We start from the raw sequence: 20,165 nt of genomic DNA, 5'->3' as shown, positions 1-20,165 counted from the left end.
CATTGAAATTATTTTCCGAGGGCTCAGACACGGGGCTCCACCGACAGCCAATAACGGGTCAGGCTGTTGATGTTCAGTGGCAGGGTATCGCTGAGCAAACGCAGGCTGGCGTCGGTGTCGCGCAGGGAAAACGCCCCGGACACGCGCATCGCCGCGACGTCCGGATGACAGCGCAGTACGCCCCGGCGATAGCGGCTCAGCTCGCCGAGCAATTCGTCCAGACGCATGTTGCTGGCCAGCAGCATGCCTTTGTCCCAGGCCAGGGATGCGGTGTCGAAGGTTTCGGCGCTGTCGAAGCTGTTGAGCTTGAAGCGCTGGCGCTCGCCCGCCTGAAGAATCGCACTGTGCTTGAGCAGTTGCGGGGTGATCTGAACCTGGCCTTCGAGCACCGACACTTGGCTGCGCGAACCCTCGGTGCGCACGCAGAATCGCGTGCCCAGTGCGCGGGCCACGCCTTGCGGGGTTTCGACAATGAACGGACGGGCGCTGGCGTCTGCGGCGGTGTTGATCAGCACTTCGCCGTTGAGCAGCAGGACGCGACGCTCCACCGGGCTGAAAGCGATGTCCACGGCGCTGTCGGTGTTGAGCACCAGTTGGGTGCCGTCCGGCAATTGCAGGTTCTTCTGCTCGCCGACGGCGGTGCGCTGGTCGGCGGTCCATTGCTGCCACGGCACATGCTGCGAAGCGATGCCCAGCGGCCCGGCCATCAACAGCAAGCCGAGGCGGGTGAGGGTCTGGCGGCGGCTCAGGCCTTCTTTGCGCGAGGCGCGTTTCAAGGTCTGGATCGCGACGTTGGCCGGCACGCTGCGCAAGTCCCCCAGCAGGGCTTCGGCCCGTTGCCAGGCGATGGCGTGCTCGGCGCTGCGGGTGCGCCACTGGGCGATGGCCTGATGGTCGGACGGGGTCGCGGTGCCGGAATGCAGTTGCACCAGCCAGTCGGCGGCTTCGCCGAGAATCTGCGGATTGATCATCGACGAATTCATCAGGCGACACTCAGGCAGGCAATGAACGCGGCACGCATGTGCCGTTTGACGGTGATCAGCGAAACATTCAGGCGCGTGGCGATCTGCGCGTAGGTCAGGCCTTCGATCTGCGACAGCAGGAAGGTCTCGCGGGTTTGCTCCGGCAGTTCGCGCAGCAGCGCTTCGATGCGCCACAGGGTTTCGAGAATCAGGTAGCGGGTTTCCGGCGACGGCACTTCGGCGGCGGGCAGGTGCGCGATGGTTTCCAGGTACGCGCGCTCCAGGTCCTGACGCCGCCAGCGGTCGATCATCAGGCCTTTGGCGATGTGCGTCAGCAGCGCCCGGGGCTCGTTGCCCAGCGGCTTGATCACCTGCCGGGTGAGCAGGCGCAAAAAGGTATCGTGCGCCAGATCGGCCGCCTCGCAGCGGTTGCCCAACTTGCGCTGCAGCCAGCCCTGCAGCCACCCGTGGTGTTCGCTGTAGAGCGTCTGGACTTGCTGATTCAACGGCTGATCGAGGGACGACATGGAGGGCAGGTACTCGTTTCGGGCGTCCGTTGCCAGAGATGCAATCGAGAGTGCGATTAGGGTGCAATTAAGAATTGATCGCATTCTAGTGGCGCGCAACGAGTGCTGGCAATTGCCCATTCACACTTTCTTTTCTGACACCCGCGCAGTGGCCTACCCATCTTCCGGGAGATTGGCTATTTGCCGGTCCGGGCGCCGGGACTAACGTAGCCCCACATTCACTTGCCCCGGAGATCCCCGATGAAACCTCGTATCGATTTCTACACCGCGTCCCCCGATGCCCTGAAAGCGATGATCGCCCTGGAAACCGCCGTCTCGAAATTGCCGCTGGAAAAGACCCTGATCGAACTGGTCAAGCTGCGCGCCTCGCAGATCAATGGCTGTGCGTTCTGCATCGACATGCACACCGCCGACGCGATCAAGGGCGGCGAAACCCCGCGCCGGCTGTTCGCCGTGACCGCGTGGCGTGAAGCGCCGTTCTTCACCGAACGTGAACGCGCCGCGCTGCTGTGGACCGAAACCCTGACCCAACTGAGCCTGACCCACGCCCCGGACGAAGACTACGAAGTGGTCGCTGCGCAGTTCTCGCCCAAGGAAATGGTCGACCTGAGTGTCGCGATCAGCACCATCAACAGCTGGAACCGTCTGGCCGTGGGCTTCCGTAAAACCCCGCAAGCCTGATCGATCAATGTGCATCGGCACTCGGCGCGGCCGGTGGTTGCACCTTGCGCATCAAGGGCACCATCGCCGTGGCGATGCCGAAGCACACCATGATCAGCAGGAACGTGTCGCCGTAGGTTTGCGTCTGCGCTTCACGGTAGGTCAGCAGCCATAGCTGACGCAGGCTGGCGGTGAGGCCGACATCGCCGCTCTGACCCAGCGCGGCAAAGTTGCCGCCGACCTGGGCCAGCCACTGATTCACCGCTTCGTTGCTGCTGTTCAGATGCTCCGCCAACCGCGTGAAGTGCAGGTTGGTACGGTCATTGAGAATGGTCGCGCACGCAGCAATCCCGATTGCACCGCCCAGATTGCGCATCAGGTTGAACAGGCCCGACGCATGCTTGAGCCGCGCCGGTGCCAGGCCACCCAACGTCAACGTTACTGCTGGCGGCACCGCCAGTTGCTGGGCAATCCCGCGCAGGGCTTGCGGCAGCAGCAATTCTCCGGCGCCCCAGTCATGGGTGATCGGACTGAATTCCCACATCGACAAGGCGAACAACGCCAGGCCTGCCATCATGATCCAGCGCAGATCGATGCGATTGGCCAGAAAGGCGTACAGCGGAATCGCCATGATCTGGAACACCCCGGTGGAGAAAACCGCCAGACCAATGTCCAGTGCCCCGTAGCCGCGCACCCGGCCGAGAAACAGCGGCGTCAGGTAAATCGTCGCGAACAGGCCGATGCCAGTGACGAAGGAAAAGAAACAGCCGAGGGCGAAGTTGCGATCCTTGAGCGCGCGCAGGTCGACGATCGGATTGGCCACGTGCAGCGTGCGGCCGATGAAGGCCAGCCCCGCGAGGCCACTGATCCATGCGGTGGTCAGGATGGTCTGGTCGCTGAACCAGTTCCAGCGCGGGCCTTCCTCGAGGGTGTATTCCAGGCAACCGAGAAACAGCGCCAGAAACACCATGCTCAAATAGTCCGCGCCCTTGAGCAGCGACAGTTCCGGCTGGTCGATCTTCACCAGCATCGGCACCGCCACGGCGACGAAAATTCCCGGCACCAGATTGATGTAGAACAGCCAGTGCCAGGACGAAATGTCGGTGATCCAGCCGCCGATCACTGGGCCTAATGTTGGCGCCAGCGAAGCCACGGCGCCGATGGTGGCAGCGGCGATTACCCGCTGTTTGCCGGTGAAGAAAAAGAACGCCGTGGTGAACACCAGCGGAATCATCGACCCGCCGAGAAACCCTTGCAGCGCGCGAAAGGCGATCATGCTCTGGATGTTCCAGGCGATGCCGCAGAGCAGGCTGGCGAGGGTGAAACCGACCGCCGAAGCGCAGAACAGCCAGCGCGTCGAAAACACCCGCGACAGCCAACCCGACAATGGGATCACGATGATTTCGGCGATCAGGTAACTGGTCTGCACCCACGCCGTTTCATCGGTGCCGGCGGACAACCCGCCGCCGATATCGCGCAGCGAGGCCGAGACGATCTGGATATCCAGCAGCGCGATGAACATGCCGATGCACATCGTGGCGAAGGCGAACACCTTGGTCGCCGTTGCCATCTCGGCGGCGTTGAATGGCTGCGCGGCGGCGGTGAGGGCGGTGCTCATGGCGCGCTGGCCACAGCCGTGGTTTCAGGTTGGGCGCGGGTGTCGACTTCAGCCGTCACCGACAGTCCCGGACGCAGGTGGCCGAGCACGCCGTCGGCCGGGTCGAGCAGGATCCGCACCGGCACGCGCTGGACGATTTTGGTGAAGTTGCCGGTGGCGTTTTCCGGCGGCAGCACACTGAACTGCGAACCGGTGGCCGGGGCGAGGCTGTCGAGGCGACCGTGGAATTCCTGGCCGGACAACACGTCGGCGCGGATGCTCACACGCTGGCCGGGTTTCATCCGCGCCAGTTGGTCTTCCTTGAAGTTCGCATCGACCCACAGGCCGCTGGCCGGCACCACCGACAACTGCTGCGAACCGGCCTGCGCATAAGCGCCGACCCGCGCGCGGCGATTGCCGATCACGCCGTCAACCGGAGCGCGCAGTTCGGTGTAGCCGAGGTTGAGTTGCGCCAGATCACGCTCGGCCCGGGCTTGCTGGAGGGCGGCGCGGGCCTGTTGTTTCTGGGTTTCGATCACGGTGAGCTGGCGTTGCGCGGCCAGCAATTCGGCCTGGGCTTTGGCGCTCAAGGCTTGCGCGGTCTTGAAGGTGGCGTCGGCCCGTTGCGCGCTTTCCACCGAGACTGCATTGGTGGTCACCAGGCGTTTGTAGCGCGCATTGTCGTCCCGCGAACGGGCGGTTTCGGCGCTGGCGGCATCGATCCCGGCGCGGGCCTGACCGATCACCGCTTGCTGCAATTGTTCGGTGGCGTCGAGGTTGGCCAGCAACGCTTCTTCGGCGGCGACCGCGCCTTCAGCCTTGGCCAGATTGGCGCGGTAGTCGCGGGCATCGAGGCGGATCAGCACGTCGCCGGCCTTCACCTTCTGGTTGTCGCTGACCAGCACTTCCTCGATGTAACCGGCGACTTTCGGTCCGATCACCGTGACGTCGCCGCCGATGTAGGCATCGTCGGTTTCCTCGAGAAATCGCCCCGTGCCCCACCAATGCACGGCGTACAACCCGGCCAACACTAACGCGGCCAAGCCAGCAGCGGGCAACAGCAGGCGTTTGAGCAGGGTCGGTTTGGGAGCGCTGACCGGAACGGCGAGATCGGGTTCTACGGTGGGCATGCTGGTCATGGCGTAATACCTGAGAAAGCGGAATGGCTATTACGACCGTAATATGACGCGAGTAATATTTTGTGGCAATTGATTTTTGTCGCCGATCGTCAGTTGCTTACTTGAGCCAGGCGCCGGGTGTGCTGCCGGTCATGGATTTGAAGAACGCAATGAATGCGCTGTCGCTGGCGAAGTCCAGTTCAAACGCGCAGTAGCCGAGGTTGCGCCCGGTGGCGAGCAATTCCATCGCGCGCATCAGCCGCCACTGTTGGCGCCATTGCTGATAGCTCATGCCGGTTTCGCGCTGGAAGATCCGGCCGATGGTGCGGCTGCTGGCGCCGATCTGTTGCTCAAGCACTTGCAGTTCTGGTGGCAGTCGCTCGGGTTGTGCCAGCAGGAGCGCCAGGCGCTTGTCTTCCGGCAGGGGCAGGAGCATCGGTTGCTGCGCCGCATCACGGATTTCACTCAGGCACAGCCCCAGCAAATGGACAAATTTGCCTTGCTGCCAATCGGTGGCGAAATCGGCAATCGCCATCGGTTCCAGCACCGCGCGCAGCAACGGGCTGACCTCAATCACGCAAACCTGTTGCGGCAGCTCACAGCACAACTCGGGCGTCAGGTAGATGGAGCGGTAATCGACACTTTGCTGCATCACCGCCCGATGCGTGACGCCACCGGGAATCCACGCCGCCCGCGACGGCGGCAGCAGGCACAACTGCTGCGCCAGGGTGATGCGGGTGCAGCCCTGTCGGGTGTAGAGCAGTTGCCCGCGCTGATGCCGATGCAGGCCGGAGTCGTGATCGCCGAGAGTAGAGGCGATGCCGATCACCGGCGCCGGGAAGCGATCAGGGTCAAAACGATCGTGGGCTTCGAGCCAGGCCATGGTTTGTCCGATTTCAACGATAAATTGTCAGGATTCGGATAATACGTCAGCCACCGTTTTTTAAACTCCCCGGCGTTTTTGTTGAGGAGTCTTGGTGATGGACCAAAGAAAGTTGTTGATGTTGGCGATTGCACTGCTGATGTTCCCGCAGATCGCCCAGACCTTGTTCAGCCCGGCGCTGGGGGATATCGGCCGGGCATTTGATGTCGGCCCGCAAGCGGCGGCGCAAACCCTGTCGGTGTACTTCCTGGCGTTCGCGTTGGGTGTGGTGACGTGGGGGCGGGTGTGCGACCGGATCGGCCGCCGGCCCTCGATGCTCGCCGGTCTGGCGATTTATGTTTTTGCCTGCGTACTCGGTTTGAGCGTTCGCAGTTTCAACGGCTTGTTGATGGCCCAGGCACTGGCGGCATTCGGCGCTGCGGTTGGCTCGGTGGTGACCCAGACGTTGTTGCGCGATCGTTTTCGCGGGAGCGAACTGGCCCAGGTCTTTTCTCTGGCAGGCATGGCGCTGGCGGCCAGCCCAGCCATCGGTTTGTTCAGCGGGGCGAGTCTGGTTCAGGGCTTTGGTTATCGCGGCGTGCTTGCTGCGTTGTTGCTACTGGCGTCGGCCTTGTGGCTCTGGAGCTGGCGCGTCTTGCCGGAAACCCGTGCTCCACAACTCACCTCCATTAGTCTGTTTGCAACCATGGGCGACATGCTGCGCGATCCCGGCATCTGGCGTTCGGCTTTGTGGATCGCAACGTTCAACGTTGCGTTGTTCAGCTATTACAGCCTCGGACCGTTTCTGTTCGAGCGGCTTGGGCTGAGCAGTTCAGCGTTCGGCTACAGCGGCGTGATGCTCGCGTTGGCCTCAGGTTTTGGAGCATGGCTCAACAAATGCTTGCTGCGCATCGGCTGCAGTCCGCTGCAGTTGATTCGCCTTGCGGCCGTCACCGGTTTGCTCGGTGGCATCTGCGTGTGGCTGTTGCAGGCGCACATCTGGTTCGTGCTGCCGATGCTGCTGGTGGTACTGGCGTTCGGCATGGCGATTCCGAACATTCTGGGAGCAGCCTTGAGCAATTACACGGATCGCTTGGGTACCGCCGGCGCGTTGCTGGGGCTGTTTTACTACCTGTTGATCGGCGGGGGATTGATGTTGGCAGCCTGGTCTCAGGCCCTCGGGGAAACCCTGATGATCTGCAACTTGCTGGCGTTATCGCTGGCGATCCGCGCTAAAAGGGCATTTGTTTAAGAAATGTAAGCAGCGTAGGAAGCGTCTTGCATTTGTGTAGGAAGGCTCTGACTATCACCGCAATTGATGGGGTGGCATTACGCCAGTTGATTGCAAGGATGTTGAGTGCCGTATTCGCTTCGCGCTGTTTCTCGTAGTCGTTTCCTGCCGCGCCCGCTGGCGTCGGCCTTGTTGTTGAGTGCGTGTGCGCCCGGCGTTCTCGCCGCCGAAGTTTCAGCCCCTGGCCAGGAAGTGCTGCGCCAGCAACAGCTGCAACAGCGCGATCTGCAACAGCTGCAACTCGAACAGCGCACGCGGCAGCTGGAGCGCGGCGCGTTCGGCCCGGCGCCGGCCAATCCGGCCATTCCTGAATCGATCAAACCCGATGAGCGCTGCTGGCCCTTGAGCGGGACGCGCATCGGCGGCGTCACGCTGATCGACAAAGACAAGCTCAACGCCCGGATCAAACCGCTGCTGGCGCCGTGCATGGGCGTCGGCCAGATCAACCATCTGCTGGCGACCATCACCGCGCTGTACGTGGAGAAGGGCTACATCGCCAGCCGGCCGTACCTGAGCAGCGCGCCGGCAGCGGGGCAATCGCTGGATATCCTGATCGACGAAGGTTACATCGAGTCCATCGAACTGGCGGACCAAAGCCTGCCGGTGTCACTCGGCGGGGCGTTCCCTGGCATGCTCGGCAAACCGCTGAACCTGCGGGATCTGGAGCAGGGGCTGGATCAGTTGAACCGTCTGCGCTCGCTCGATCTGACCGCCGACATCGCCCCCGGCAGTCAGCCCGGGGCGTCGAAAATCATCCTGCGTTCACGTACCTCGGGGCAGTCGCGCTGGAGCTTGGGCCTGGGCGTGGACAACCTCGGCAGCGCCAGCACCGGTCGTGATCGCGACACGCTGAGCCTGACCCTCGACAGTCCGCTCGAACTCAACGATCTGTTGAGCCTCAGCGCCAGCGACACCCTCAATCAGGGCGACCGCTACAGCCGCAACGTCAGCCTCTATTACGCGATTCCCTACGGTTACTGGACGTTCAGCACCTTCGCCAGCCACGCCGAATACCGCGCGCCGTTCAAACTCAGCACGGCGACCCTGAACAGCACCGGCATCACCGATCAACTCTACCTGCGCGCCGACCGGGTGTTGTGGCGCGACCAGAGCCATCAGCTCAGTGCCAACCTGCAACTGGCGCACAAGGATGTCGACAGCTATCTGGAAAGCGTCCGCCTCGGCATCCAGAGCCCGACCCTGACCGTGGCCGAGGCCGGGCTCAATCTGTTCTGGCTCGACCGCGCGGTGTGGAACCTCGACGTCAATTACGCCCAGGGTTTGCGCTGGCTGGGCGCCGATGACGATGCCGATCGCCAGGTCAACAACCTACCCAAGGCGCAATTTCGCAAGTACCGCGCCGGCCTCAGCCAGTGGCGTAACGGCCAGCTCGGCGCGCAAGCCTGGCAATGGCAGAGCCAACTCAATGTGCAATACAGCCCGGATCCGCTGCCGGCGATCGAACAACTGCTCGGCACCGACGATTCCGCCGTGCGCGGTTATCGGATCAGCAGTGCGTCCGGCGCCAGCGGCGCGATCTGGCGCAACACCTTGCGCCTGCCGTTGCGCAGCGATCTGCCGATGCAGCTCACCCCGCGCGTCGGCCTCGACCACGGCTGGATCAAGGCCGATCACGGTGCTTCGGTTCAACGTCTGAGCGGCGCCAGCATCGGCCTCAACCTGGGCTGGAAAAACCTGCAAGTGGATGTCGATTACCAGCGCAGCCTCAACACCCCGACCGGCCTGCACCGCGAGCCTGAAACCTGGCTGATGCGGGTCGGATTACAGATATGAACGTCAGTGAACAACAGCCATCGGACCTGAGCGCGACAGCCGTGGCCTTCAACTCAACGCGCAACGTGATGCCGCACTACATGGAGAGTTTTTTATGCCAATGAACACCTTTGCGTTTCATCTTTCCCCACGGGGCAAACTACGCTGGGCCATCGCCAGCCTGTTCCTGGTCGCTCACCTGCCGGGCGCCATGGCCGGCGGTGTGGTGGTCGCACCCGGCCCCGGCGGCACCGCGCAATTGCAGACCCAGGGCGGCGTCCCGATCGTCAACATCGTCGCGCCCAACGGACAGGGCCTGTCGCATAACCAGTTCCTCGACTACAACGTCGACCGACAGGGCCTGGTGTTGAACAACGCCTTGCAGACCGGGCAATCGCAGCTTGCCGGGCAACTGGCGGCCAACCCGCAATTGCAGGGCCAGGCCGCGAGCGTGATCCTCAACGAAGTGATCAGCCGCAACCCGTCGGCCATCAACGGCGCCCAGGAAATCTTCGGTCGCGCCGCCGACTACGTACTCGCCAACCCGAACGGCATTTCGGTGAACGGCGGCAGTTTCATCAACACGCCGAACGCCAATCTGCTGGTCGGCCGTCCCGAGCTGAACGACGGCAAGCTGCAAGCCCTGAGCACCCGCGACGCCACCGGTCAGTTGCAGATCCAGAGCGGCGGCCTGCGCAACGGCGAAGGTTCGATCAACCTGATCGCCCCGCGCATCGACAGCCAGGGCGCGATTGCTGCGCGTGATCAACTGAACCTCACCGTCGGGCGCAATCAGATCGACTACGCCAGCGGCCAGGTGAAAGCCGTGGACCCGGCGGGCAACACCACCGATCAGCGGATCGACGCCAGCCTGTTCGGCGCGATGCAGGCCGGGCGCATCAACATCGTCAGCACCGCTGAAGGCGCGGGCGTGAAGCTCGGCGCAGTGCAAGTCGCCGGGCGTGACGGTGTGCAGATTCGTTCGGCGGGCGACCTGAACGTCAGCGGTCAGGCGATCCCGGACAGCCTCGACCTGACCCGCGCCGGTATCCGCAGCAGCCAGGGCGACGTCGGCCTGCACAGCGGCAAGGACCTGACCCTGGCCGCCACTGACGTGAGCGGTCGCGACGTGAAGGTCGAGGCCAAGCGCAATCTGACCCTGACCACCGTGGAAAGCCGCAAGCTCCAGGAACAGCGCGAGAACTGGAACAACAGCACCATCGGCATCACCTGGGAAACTTACGAGCGCACCAAGACCGACAGCGATTCGCGTCAGCACGGCAGCCAGATCGTCGCCAGCCGCGACGCGCAATTGTCGTCCGGCAAAGACACCGAACTGAAAGCCGCCAAGGTCGACGCGAAGAACAACCTCAGCGTGCAAAGCGGCGGCGACCTGCGCCTGACCGCCGCCACTGAAAGCCACACCCGGACCGATCAGGGCAAGCACCGCAAGCACCTGTGGAAAGCCGATTGGGACAGCAGCAGCGAAGAGCAGCGCAGCGTCACCAGCCAGTTGAAGGCCGGCAACATCGCCCTGCAAACCGCCGCGTTGTTGCGCTCCGAAGGCGCCGAGCTGAACAGCGCCGGAGATCTGCAACTGGCCGGCAAGCAAGTGGAAATCACCACCGCGACCCGCACCCATCGCAGCAGCGACAACCGCTATTCCGGTGATCTGGTCGGCGGCGGTTTCTTCGGCAAGACCGGCGACGCCGACAAGGGCCAGACCCAGCATCAGGGCAGCAAGATCAACGCGGCCGGCAAACTGGTGGTCAAGGCCGACGACGTGCGCATCAGCGGCAGCCAGGTGCGCGGCGGCCAGGACGCCAGCGTGATCAGCGACAACGGTTCGCTGACCATCGACGGCGTGCAGGACACCTCGCACAGCAACAACCACGACAAGGACAGCAAGTTCTTCGGCATCACCAAGGACGAGTCCCGGCAGAACAGCAAGGACAGCACCACGGTGCGCAGCGAGCTCGCTTCCGACAGCAACCTCAAGCTCAAAAGCGCCAAGGACATCGAAGTCGCCGGTTCCACGGTCAAGGCTGGCAGCGCGCTGGTGGCCGATGCTGCGGGCGATGTAAATGTGCATTCGACGCAGAACACCCACGACAGCAGCAAGAGCACGCAGACTCGTGGTTTCGACGCCTACGCCAAGGAGCAGACGGCGGAGCAATATCGCGCCGGCGTGCATTACTCAGACAAGGCGCAAACCGTCACCGTCAACGACGTCACGCAGCAGGGTTCCAGCCTCAGCGGCGGCAGCGTGCAGGTGAAGGCGGGCGGCGATCTGACGCTGAAGGGCGCCGAGGTGAAATCCACCGCCGGCGACACCACCCTGAGCGGCAAGAGCGTCTCGTTGCTGGCCGAGCAGGACAGCCACAGCACCTCGACCGAAACCCGCAACACCGGCGGCGGTTTCTACTACACCGGCGGCCTCGACCGCGCGGGTAGCGGTGTGGATTTCTCGCACAGCACTTCGCAAGACACCACCGCTAAAACCGCTGCGCAAACCACTGGCGTGCAGAGCAGCGGCAGCCTGAACATCAACGCTGACAAACTCGTCACCGAAGGCGCGCAACTGAAGTCCGGCAACGGTCTGAATGTCGCCGCCAACGAAGTCGACAACCGTGCTGCGAGCAACACCGAAAGCAGCACCCACAGCGAGAGCAACTGGTCGGCGGACATCGGCGCCAACGTCGAGTACAAAGACATCGCCCGGCCGATTGCCGGCGCGGTGAAAGAAGTGCTCGACGGCAAGGTGCCGGACAAGGACGCACTGGCCAATCTCGGTCAGCCGAACGTCGGTATCGACGTGGCAATCGGTCATGCCGGCGCCGATAAAACCGAGCAGGGCAGCAACGCCTTAGTCAGCCGGTTCGACGGCCAGACCGTGAACGTGAAGGTCGGCGGCACGCTGCACGACCAGGGCACCCAGTACAACGCCAGCGCCGGCCAAGTGAACATCAGCGCCGACAAACTGGTGACCGATGCCGCGAACAACACCCACAGCAGCACCGAAAAGTCGGTGGATGCCAAGGTCGATGTGCGCGTCTACACCAAGACCGGTGAAGACGTGAACGTGGCCGGCAGCGGCGCGGGTGGCAGCAGCCAGTCGCGCAAGAACAGCTCCACGGCGCTGGTTGGCGGTTACGCTGGCAATCAGGGTGTGAACATCCATGTCGGCGGCGATGCCCGGTTCGAAGGCAGCCGTTTCGATGGCGGCCAGGGCGTTCTCAGCGTCAAGACCGGCGGGGATCTGGCACTCAATCAGGCCAACGACCGCCAGAGCAGCGACAGCTCCAGCCTGCGCGGCAACGGTTCGCTGACCGTCGGCACTTTGCCGGGCACCGAAGGCACTAATGTCGATCTCGGCGCCGGGTTCCAGCTCGATCACAAAGGCAACCAGACCACCGACAGCCAGGCGCATGTTGCCAGCCTCAGCGGCAACGGCACGGTGCAATTGAGCAGCGGCGGTAATCAGATTCAGCAAGGCACGAAGATCGACAGCGCTGGTGCTATCGACCTCAAAGCTGACGGCAAGCTCGACCTGCAAGCGGCCACCGACTCGCACGTCGCCACCGGCAGCAATCTCGGCGGCGGCCTGAAGGCCGGCGGCAGCAAAACCAGCAGCGAGAAGAGCCGCGATCAGGGCGGCAGCCTTAGCGGCAACTTCAACATCGGTCGGGTCAACGAGAACACGCAGACCCTCAGCGGTGGCCAGCTCACCAGCCAGAACGGCATCGCCTTGAGCGGCGATTCGGTGCACCTGCAAGGCACTCAGGTCAGCGCGCCAAACGTCAGCATCGACGCGCAGAAGGGCGGTTTCGTTCAGGAATCCGCGCAATCCACCGACAGCCGCAATAACTGGAATGTGGCGTTGAATGCCGGTGGCAATCTGAGCCAAAGCACACCGACCGCCGCCGATGAAAAAGTCAGCAGCGATCACGGCTTCAATGCCGGGGCCAAGGTGGGCGTGGATTACCTGCAAGGCACCACTCAGCAGACAAGCCAGATCAAGGCTGACACGGTGGTGTTGAACAGCGGCGGCGATGCGAGCCTGAACGGCGCGCGGATCGATGCGCGCAACGTCAGCGGCAACGTGGCGGGTGATCTGACGGTCGAAAGCCGTCAGGACTCCAGCACTCACGCCAAGGTTGACGTGGATCTGGGCCTCACCGCCAAGAAGGCTCCGGCCGACGACAAGGGCAAACTCGCGGGCACCGACTACAAGCCAACGCTGAAAGCCGGAGGCGAATACGCGCACAAGGACAGCGTCAAACAGGCCTCCGGTATCAGTGCTGGTCAGGGTGTGAATCTCACGGTCGGCGGCGCTACCCAGCTGACCGGTGCGCGGATTTCTGCCGCCGAAGGCAAAGTCGATCTGGGCGGCTCGAAGGTCAGCAGCAGCGATCTGAGCAACCTCGACTACGGCGTAAAAGCCGGCCTCGACCTGCCACACAAAACTGAAGAAAACGCACCGAAGGTGTCCCTTGAAAACGGCAACCTGAAAGTCGGCCCGGTGACCCTGAGCGGTCATGCTGACAGCCAATATCTTCAAGCTGGAATTGAAGAGGCGCGCTAAATCCACCCAGCTACGGTGGATGCACCGGAACCCACAGCCACGTTATACGTCTGCGGGAACCGGCGTGCTTGCCAACGTGGTCGTTCGGCCGAAAATTCCTTTCTGGTTGACACTGACTCTGTCAACGTTTTCGTCACGGCGGGTTGCAATTTATGAGCTAATCTCACGCGAACATCGTCTCTGGAGAGCTTCATGTCATGGACAAGACAGTTGAGTTGCCGAGTGAGTACGTTCGTGCAATACAGTTGGCGGATCTGATTATCTATTCCGTCAAAAAATCCCTTCGTCATGGCTCGGGAAATCAGGTCGCTTCTAATATCCCGACCGTATTTGTCCCGGAGAGCAAGGAGCAGAAAGCCGTTATCAGTGCCTATCCTGCGACTCATCTGGTGAGAGAGGCTCGGGCATTGAAGAAAGAGTTGTACGCGCTTCCTGTCAGACCCAACAGCGGTCCCCATCATCCAATGCGAGGAGCGATCGCCGCTCTGGAAGTCGGCGCAGGGAATTGCGGGGAAATGGCCGATCTGGCCTACGTGTTGTGCCGGGAGTATTTCTCCAGTGAATGGCGTGTGATGCGCGCTTCGGCACCCAGGCCGGCAGATCATGGATTTTGCCTTGTGTGGAAGGGGGAAGAACCTGAATCGATTATCCGATATGTAAACGGCAAGCCACTGAAAACCATAGCGATTATTGCCGTAGATGCATGGCCAATCTATTCGCAGGCTGTGCTATGGAACGATCATTTCATGTCGAGTCGAACGCTCAAGCGATCTACGTGGCGAACCACTGGACTGATTTCTCCGCCCAAGGCTGAGAAGAATTGCATCGGCAGCGCTGCGCCCAAGCAGGCAGCGCTCCATAGTATGTCCGAGCTGATCAAAGGCCTGAGAGCGGGTAACCGGATAGAAGCGACCCTCAAATCAAGGCACGTATTGATCGCGAGAAGGGCTCAAGAGCGCTTTGAGTTCTCCGACACCTTCAGGACTTCATTGCGCGAGGCCTCGGTTGCGAAAATCAAGGCCGAAAAACCACCTGCCAAACAGTTGGAGCACCTCTGGGCGACTCATGGTGACATCACGATCGAGTATCGCGAGCGTAACGTCAGATTGAGGGAGGATGAGGTTGAGCCAGATAACCAAAGCCAAACCAAAAAGGCGAGGGTGTCAGGCGAAGAGGCGTGACGGCATGCTTTCCGTCAGGAGGTGATGGCTTTGGAATCCGTCAGAGAGTGGCTTGGGGCAGGCGACGTAACCTGAGAAAAAGGCCCGGTTCAGAAAACTCAAGCGTTTCAATGAATGCCCTGTGCTCCGTATAGCACTCGTCGGAATCCATTGCCTCGGCTTAATAGGAAGCATTACCATTCGTTCCCCTTTCCTCAGCACGCCGCAATGATCCCCATGCTGCCCCGCAGACCCGGCTTTCTCGAGCATTACGAAGAGTTGATCGGCACCTGGACCCGTCGCCTGCGCAATCGCTCGCAGGCCGAGGATCTGGCGCACGACACCTTTGTGCGGGTGCTCGAATCCGATTCGTCGGCGGTGCAGCAACCCCGGGCGTATTTGCACCAGACCGCGCGCAACATCGCGGTGGACGGCTATCGGCGTGAGGACCGGCGGGGCGCCATGGAGTCGGAGGCGATCGATCTCAGTGAGGCGCCGACCGGCGACCCGGAGCATTACATGCATGCGATCCAGCTGGCCGATTCCATCGAACGCGCGCTCACGGAGCTGCCGGTCAACTGCCGACGAATCTTCGTCTGGCAGAAGATCGAAGGCCTGACCCAGGCGGAAATCGCCGAACGCCTGGGCCTGTCCAGGAACATGGTGGAAAAGTATATGATCCGCACCCTGCGGCATCTGCGTGATCGCCTGGACGGGGCGCAATCATGAGCCGTGGCGTCTTTTCATCCCCAGCCAAACAGGACATTCCATGATGGATACTCGTGATTGCGCGTGCGGGCAAACAACGGTGCGCGATGACGCGGCACGCTGGTTTGTGCGTTTGCAGGAGCCAGCGGTCGATGCCGAACAATATCGGAACTTCGACGCGTGGCTGAACGAACATCCCCAGCACCGGGACGAATTCCAGTTGCTGCAAGGCTTGTGGACAGCGGCGGATCTGCTGCCGGCGCCACGGCTTAAAGCTTTGTGCGAAACGCCGCCAGCGCGGCGCGAACGCCGTCCGTTGTTGCGTTATGCCGTGGCGGCCAGCGTGGTCGCGGTGGCACTCGGGCTCGGTCTGTTCAGCGGCTTGAATCACCCGCAAGGTTACAGCGCCGAGTTCGCCACCGCGCTGGGCGAGCGCAAGCATGTCGCGCTGCCGGACGGCTCGGTGATCGACCTCAACAGCCGCAGCCGTTTGCAGGTGCGTTTCGAGAAGGATCGGCGGCTCATCGAACTGACCGAAGGCGAAGCGATGTTCAGCGTCGAGCACGACACTTCCCGCCCGTTCGTGGTCGAGACCGGCAGCGGCAAGGTCACGGTGACCGGCACCCGCTTCGATGTGCGGCGCGACGTGACGCAGACCCGGGTCGCGGTGGAGCAGGGCACGGTCAAGGTGCAGGGCCGTGATGCGGCCAATGCCGATTTCATCAGCCTCACTGCCGGTCTCGGCACGCGGATCGATGCCCAGGGCAAAGTGGCGCCGGCCTACGCGGTCAACCCGGCGGAGCTGACGGCCTGGCGCAGCGGCAAACTGGTGTTCAACAATGCCAGCCTCAGCGAAGTCGCCGAGGAAGTGTCGCGTTATCGCGACAAGCCGCTGAAGGTCGCCAACCCGGCCGTGGCCAATTTGCGCCTGACCAGCGTGTTCAAATCCGACAACACCGATGCCTTGCTCAAGGCCTTGCCAAGCATTCTTCCGGTGGCCGTGCGCACCCTTGCCGACGGCAGCCAGGAAATAATTTCAAAATAAAATTCAGGTTTTTTTCGAGTTCGTCGTCTTCCTGTTCAACTGCAACTGGTTTGCATTAACAGCCGCACACTCTTGCGATCCACAGGACTCCGTTCGACGTGAAAAACTCCACCGCCAAAAACAATAAATCCCCTTGGTTACCGTTGGCGCTCGCGCTGGCGGTCAACGCCGCCGTGCCGATGGCTTTTGCCGCCGAAGCCATTCACATCCGCGCACAGCCGCTGGGTCAGGCCCTGAGCGAACTGGGTCAACAAACGTCATTGCAGGTGTTTTTCAGCCCGGACCTGGTCGCCGGCAAACAGGCGCCGGCCGTGGACGGCAACCTTTCTCCGGAACAGGCCCTGCGCCAATTGCTGCAAGGCAGCGGTCTGGATTATCAGATCAATGAAGGTTCGGTGACCTTGTCCCCAGCCCCGACTTCCGCCGCCAACGGCCCGCTGGAACTGGGCGTGACCGACATCAAAGTGGTCGGCGACTGGCTCGGCGACGCCAACGCCGCCGTGGTGCAGAACCACCCCGGCGCGCGCACGGTGATTCGCCGTGAAGCGATGGTCGAGCAGGGCGCGATGAACGTCGGCGACGTGCTGCGCCGTGTGCCGGGTGTGCAGGTGCAGGAAGCCAACGGCACCGGCGGCAGCGATATTTCGCTGAACGTCGGCGTACGGGGTTTGACGTCGCGCCTGTCGCCACGCTCCACCGTATTGATCGACGGCGTGCCGGCCGCGTTTGCCCCGTATGGCCAGCCACAACTGTCGATGGCGCCGATCTCTTCCGGCAACCTCGACAGCATCGACGTGGTCCGTGGTGCCGGCTCCGTGCGTTACGGGCCGCAGAACGTCGGCGGCGTGATCAACTTCGTGACCCGCGCGATCCCGGAAAAAACCACCGGTGAAATCGGCACCACCCTTGAAACCTCGCAGCACGGTGGCTGGAAACACATCGATACCGCGTTTCTCGGCGGCACTGCCGACAACGGCATCGGCATGGCGCTGTTGTACTCGGGCGTCAACGGCAACGGTTACCGCGAGCGCAACAACGGCAACGACATCGACGACGTGATCCTCAAGACCCACTGGGCGCCGACCGATCAGGACGATTTCAGCCTCAACTTCCACTACTACGACGCCAGCGCCGACATGCCCGGTGGCCTGACGCAAAAGCAGTACGACGACAAACCGTTCCAGTCCGACCGCGACTACGACGGCTTCAGCGGCCGCCGCAAGGACGTGTCGTTCAAGTGGATCCGGCAGATCGACGAGCGCACTCAGGCAGAAGTGCTGACCTATTATTCCGACAGCTTTCGCGGCAGCACCATCGCCGCCCGCGATCAGAAAACCCTCAGCTCGTTCCCGCGTTCCTACTACACGCTGGGCATCGAGCCGCGCGTTTCGCGTGTGTTCGACGTCGGCCCGACCACTCAGGAAGTCAGCGTCGGTTACCGTTATCTGAAAGAGGCGATGCACGAACAATCGAGCCGCCTGGCGCTGGTCAACAATGTGCCGGTGGTCACCAAGACCTCCGACGGTCATGTATTCCAGGATCGCACCGGCGGCACCGAGGCCAACTCGGTGTACATCGACAACAAGATCGACGTCGGCAACTGGACCGTGACTCCGGGCATTCGCTTCGAGCACATCAGCACCGACTGGCATGATCGCGCCGTGCTCGACACCGCCGGCAAACGCGTGCCGGAGAAAAACCGCAGCATCGAAAGCAACGAGCCTCTGCCGGCCCTGAGCGTGATGTATCACCTGTCCGATGCGTGGAAGCTGTTCGCCAACTACGAGACGTCGTTCGGCAGCCTGCAGTACTTCCAGCTCGGCCAGGGCGGCTCGGGTGACCAGACCGCCAATGGTCTGGAGCCGGAGAAAGCCAAGACCTACGAAATCGGCACGCGCTACAACGATGACGTGTGGGGCGGGGAAGTGACGCTGTTCTACATCGACTTCGATGACGAACTGCAATACATCAGCAACGACGTGGGCTGGACCAACCTCGGCGCGACCAAGCACCAGGGTATCGAAGCGTCGGTGCACTACGACATGGCGGCGCTTGACCCGCGCCTTGATGGCCTGACCGCCAACGCCGGTTTCACTTACACCCGCGCGACCTACGAAGGCGAGATCCCCGGCTTCAAGGGCCGCGACCTGCCGTTCTACTCGCGTCAGGTGGCCACCGTCGGCCTGCGTTACGACATCAACCGCTGGACCTACAACATCGACGGCTTCGCCCAGTCCAAACAGCGCTCGCCGGGCACGGGCGTGAATGCTGATGGCAGCTTCAATGGCAATTACATCACCGAAGGCACGGCGGACGGGCAGTACGGCGACATTCCGGGCTACGTGACCTGGAACGTGCGCGGCGGCTATGACTTCGGCTCGCAGCTCTCCAACCTGAAGCTTGGCGCCGGGGTGAAAAACATCTTCGACAAGCAGTACTTCACCCGCTCCAGCGACAACAACTCGGGGATCTACGTGGGTACGCCGCGGACGTTCTTCGTGCAGGCCAGCGTAGGTTTCTGATCTGCACTGATGGTTCCTCCGTCGAACCGTCTGCGCGGGAACACCTCCGCGTCCGCTTTTATTGGGACGCGGAGCGTCCCTGGCTGCGTTCCCACGCAGAGCGTGGGAACGATCTGATGTGTTCAGATCAGGCTCAGACCTTCAGCGCTTTCCCGCCAATCGCCACCGCCACCAGCAATGTCGCCATCAGCCCGAAGGCAAAACTCAGGCTGCTGGCGTGGGCGACAAACCCGATCACCGCGGGCCCTGCCAGAATCCCCGCATAACCCAGCGTAGTGATTGCCGGCACGGCGATGCTTTCCGGCATCACCGTCTGCTTGCCCACCGCCGTGTACAGCACCGGCACGATGTTCGAACAGCCGGCGCCAACCAGCGCATAACCGAGCAGCGCGGCTTGCCAGCTCGGGGCGAAGGTCGCCAGAAACAATCCCGCCGCTGCCAGCAGACCGCCAAACAGAATGATCCGGGTTGCGCCCAATGCCCGGACGATCCGGTCACCGGTCAAGCGACCCGCCGTCATGGTCAACGCAAATGCTGCGTAACCCAGCCCCGCATAGGCAGTGTCGATCCCGCGTTCCTGCGCCAGGAACACCGCGCTCCAGTCCAGCGCCGCCCCTTCGGTGAGGAATACGATGAAGCACATGCCGCCGATGAACAGCACGATCCCGTGGGGCACCGCGAACGCAGGCCCCGAGCTTTCACTGCCGTAAGGCAGCATGTGCGGCACGGCCTTGAACAGCGCCGCGATCAGCACCACGACCACTACCAGCATCGCTGCCAGTGGCGACAGCCCCATACCGAGCAGGGCACTGACGCCCGCCGCGCCGACGATCCCGCCGAGGCTGAACAGGCCGTGGAACCCCGACATCATGTTCTTGCCGCTGGCCCGCTCGACGATCACCGCTTGCAGGTTCACCGTCGAATCCACGGTGCCGAGCCCGGCGCCGAACATGAACAGCGTGGCAATCAACGCCGGAATCGACGACACCGTCGCCAGCAACGGCAACGCCGCGCAGATCAGCAACGTGCCGCCGGTAGCCACCTTGCGGCAGCCAAACCGCGTGGCCAGAATCCCCGCCAGCGGCATCGCCAGAATCGAGCCGACGCCCAGGCACAGCAACAACAATCCCAACGTGCCTTCATCGAGCCCGGCGCGCGCCTTGGCGTAGGGCACCAGCGGCGCCCACGCGGCGATGCCGAGCCCGGCGATGAAGAAGGCGATACGCGTGGACATCTGTTCGAGGCGTCCGGGAACGAACGTGTCTTGAGGGGTGAGGCTGGTCATAACGATCCTTGGCAAAAAACGTTTCAGCAGTGGACATCCTTGCACAGCTCTTTCGATGGAGCGAGCCCGC

14 protein-coding genes are annotated in these 20,165 nt (G+C 62.5%); 8 read left to right on the top strand and 6 right to left on the bottom strand.

The features are described from left to right. Positions 1 to 23 precede the first annotated feature (23 nt). Both CAF80_RS16180 and CAF80_RS16175 read right to left on the bottom strand, forming a co-directional pair. The gene (locus tag CAF80_RS16180) at positions 24 to 983 is read right to left on the bottom strand and encodes a FecR domain-containing protein (protein WP_039770287.1); all 960 of its coding nucleotides are present in this window, start codon (positions 981 to 983) and stop codon (positions 24 to 26) included. Next, a complete protein-coding gene (locus tag CAF80_RS16175; protein WP_085613166.1) occupies positions 983 to 1,489 on the bottom strand; it encodes a sigma-70 family RNA polymerase sigma factor in 507 nt (168 codons plus the stop codon). Before CAF80_RS16175 ends, CAF80_RS16180 begins: the two co-directional genes overlap by 1 nt. 240 nt (positions 1,490 to 1,729) lie before the next feature. Between CAF80_RS16175 and CAF80_RS16170 the strand changes: the two genes are divergently transcribed. Next, positions 1,730 to 2,170 (top strand): carboxymuconolactone decarboxylase family protein, encoded by a 441-nt coding sequence (locus CAF80_RS16170; RefSeq protein WP_007955895.1) that lies wholly within the window; start codon positions 1,730 to 1,732, stop codon positions 2,168 to 2,170. Between the two features lie 4 nt (positions 2,171 to 2,174). On the opposite strand, the gene CAF80_RS16165 is transcribed toward CAF80_RS16170, so the two are convergent. The 3 genes from CAF80_RS16165 to CAF80_RS16155 all read right to left on the bottom strand — a co-directional run bounded on the left by CAF80_RS16165 (position 2,175) and on the right by CAF80_RS16155 (position 5,747). Further along, positions 2,175 to 3,767 (bottom strand): DHA2 family efflux MFS transporter permease subunit, encoded by a 1,593-nt coding sequence (locus tag CAF80_RS16165; RefSeq protein ID WP_074689183.1) that lies wholly within the window; start codon positions 3,765 to 3,767, stop codon positions 2,175 to 2,177. Next, complete coding sequence (locus CAF80_RS16160; protein ID WP_074689181.1) at positions 3,764 to 4,885, bottom strand: HlyD family secretion protein; 1,122 nt, start codon at positions 4,883 to 4,885, stop codon at positions 3,764 to 3,766. The genes CAF80_RS16165 and CAF80_RS16160 overlap by 4 nt, the downstream gene beginning before the upstream one ends. Positions 4,886 to 4,982: 97 nt before the next feature. Then, positions 4,983 to 5,747, bottom strand: a complete 765-nt coding sequence (locus CAF80_RS16155; protein ID WP_074689179.1) for a helix-turn-helix transcriptional regulator — start codon at positions 5,745 to 5,747, stop codon at positions 4,983 to 4,985. 97 nt (positions 5,748 to 5,844) lie between these two features. On the opposite strand from CAF80_RS16155, the gene CAF80_RS16150 reads away from it, so the two are divergent. The 7 genes from CAF80_RS16150 (at position 5,845) to CAF80_RS16120 (ending at position 18,810) form a co-directional block, all read left to right on the top strand. Continuing rightward, a complete protein-coding gene (locus CAF80_RS16150; protein ID WP_074689177.1) occupies positions 5,845 to 6,978 on the top strand; it encodes an MFS transporter in 1,134 nt (377 codons plus the stop codon). 105 nt (positions 6,979 to 7,083) lie between these two features. Continuing rightward, on the top strand, positions 7,084 to 8,811 hold the full coding sequence (locus CAF80_RS16145) for a ShlB/FhaC/HecB family hemolysin secretion/activation protein (protein WP_074689175.1): 1,728 nt from the start codon (positions 7,084 to 7,086) through the stop codon (positions 8,809 to 8,811). A gap of 94 nt (positions 8,812 to 8,905) precedes the next feature. Next, positions 8,906 to 13,375, top strand: coding sequence for a hemagglutinin repeat-containing protein (locus CAF80_RS16140; protein ID WP_085667466.1), 4,470 nt, complete (start codon positions 8,906 to 8,908; stop codon positions 13,373 to 13,375). A gap of 197 nt (positions 13,376 to 13,572) precedes the next feature. Beyond that, positions 13,573 to 14,556, top strand: a complete 984-nt coding sequence (locus tag CAF80_RS16135) for a hypothetical protein (RefSeq protein WP_085667467.1) — start codon at positions 13,573 to 13,575, stop codon at positions 14,554 to 14,556. 207 nt (positions 14,557 to 14,763) lie between these two features. Continuing rightward, positions 14,764 to 15,264 carry a sigma-70 family RNA polymerase sigma factor gene (locus CAF80_RS16130; protein ID WP_039770278.1) on the top strand — a complete coding sequence of 167 codons (501 nt, stop codon included), beginning with the start codon at positions 14,764 to 14,766 and terminating at the stop codon, positions 15,262 to 15,264. A 40-nt stretch (positions 15,265 to 15,304) separates the two neighbouring features. After that, on the top strand, positions 15,305 to 16,288 hold the full coding sequence (locus CAF80_RS16125; protein ID WP_039770277.1) for a FecR family protein: 984 nt from the start codon (positions 15,305 to 15,307) through the stop codon (positions 16,286 to 16,288). A 98-nt stretch (positions 16,289 to 16,386) separates the two neighbouring features. Next, positions 16,387 to 18,810 (top strand): TonB-dependent receptor, encoded by a 2,424-nt coding sequence (locus CAF80_RS16120; protein WP_039770275.1) that lies wholly within the window; start codon positions 16,387 to 16,389, stop codon positions 18,808 to 18,810. A gap of 133 nt (positions 18,811 to 18,943) precedes the next feature. Here CAF80_RS16120 and CAF80_RS16115 read toward each other — a convergent pair whose 3' ends face one another. Then, positions 18,944 to 20,095, bottom strand: coding sequence for an MFS transporter (locus tag CAF80_RS16115; protein ID WP_085667468.1), 1,152 nt, complete (start codon positions 20,093 to 20,095; stop codon positions 18,944 to 18,946). Between the last annotated feature and the right edge of the window lie 70 nt (positions 20,096 to 20,165).

Source organism: Pseudomonas sp. B34(2017) (assembly GCF_002112915.1).
Classification (GTDB): domain Bacteria; phylum Pseudomonadota; class Gammaproteobacteria; order Pseudomonadales; family Pseudomonadaceae; genus Aquipseudomonas; species Aquipseudomonas pharyngis.
Note: the sequence above shows the minus strand (reverse complement) of the source record. Positions and strands in the feature narration are given on the sequence as shown.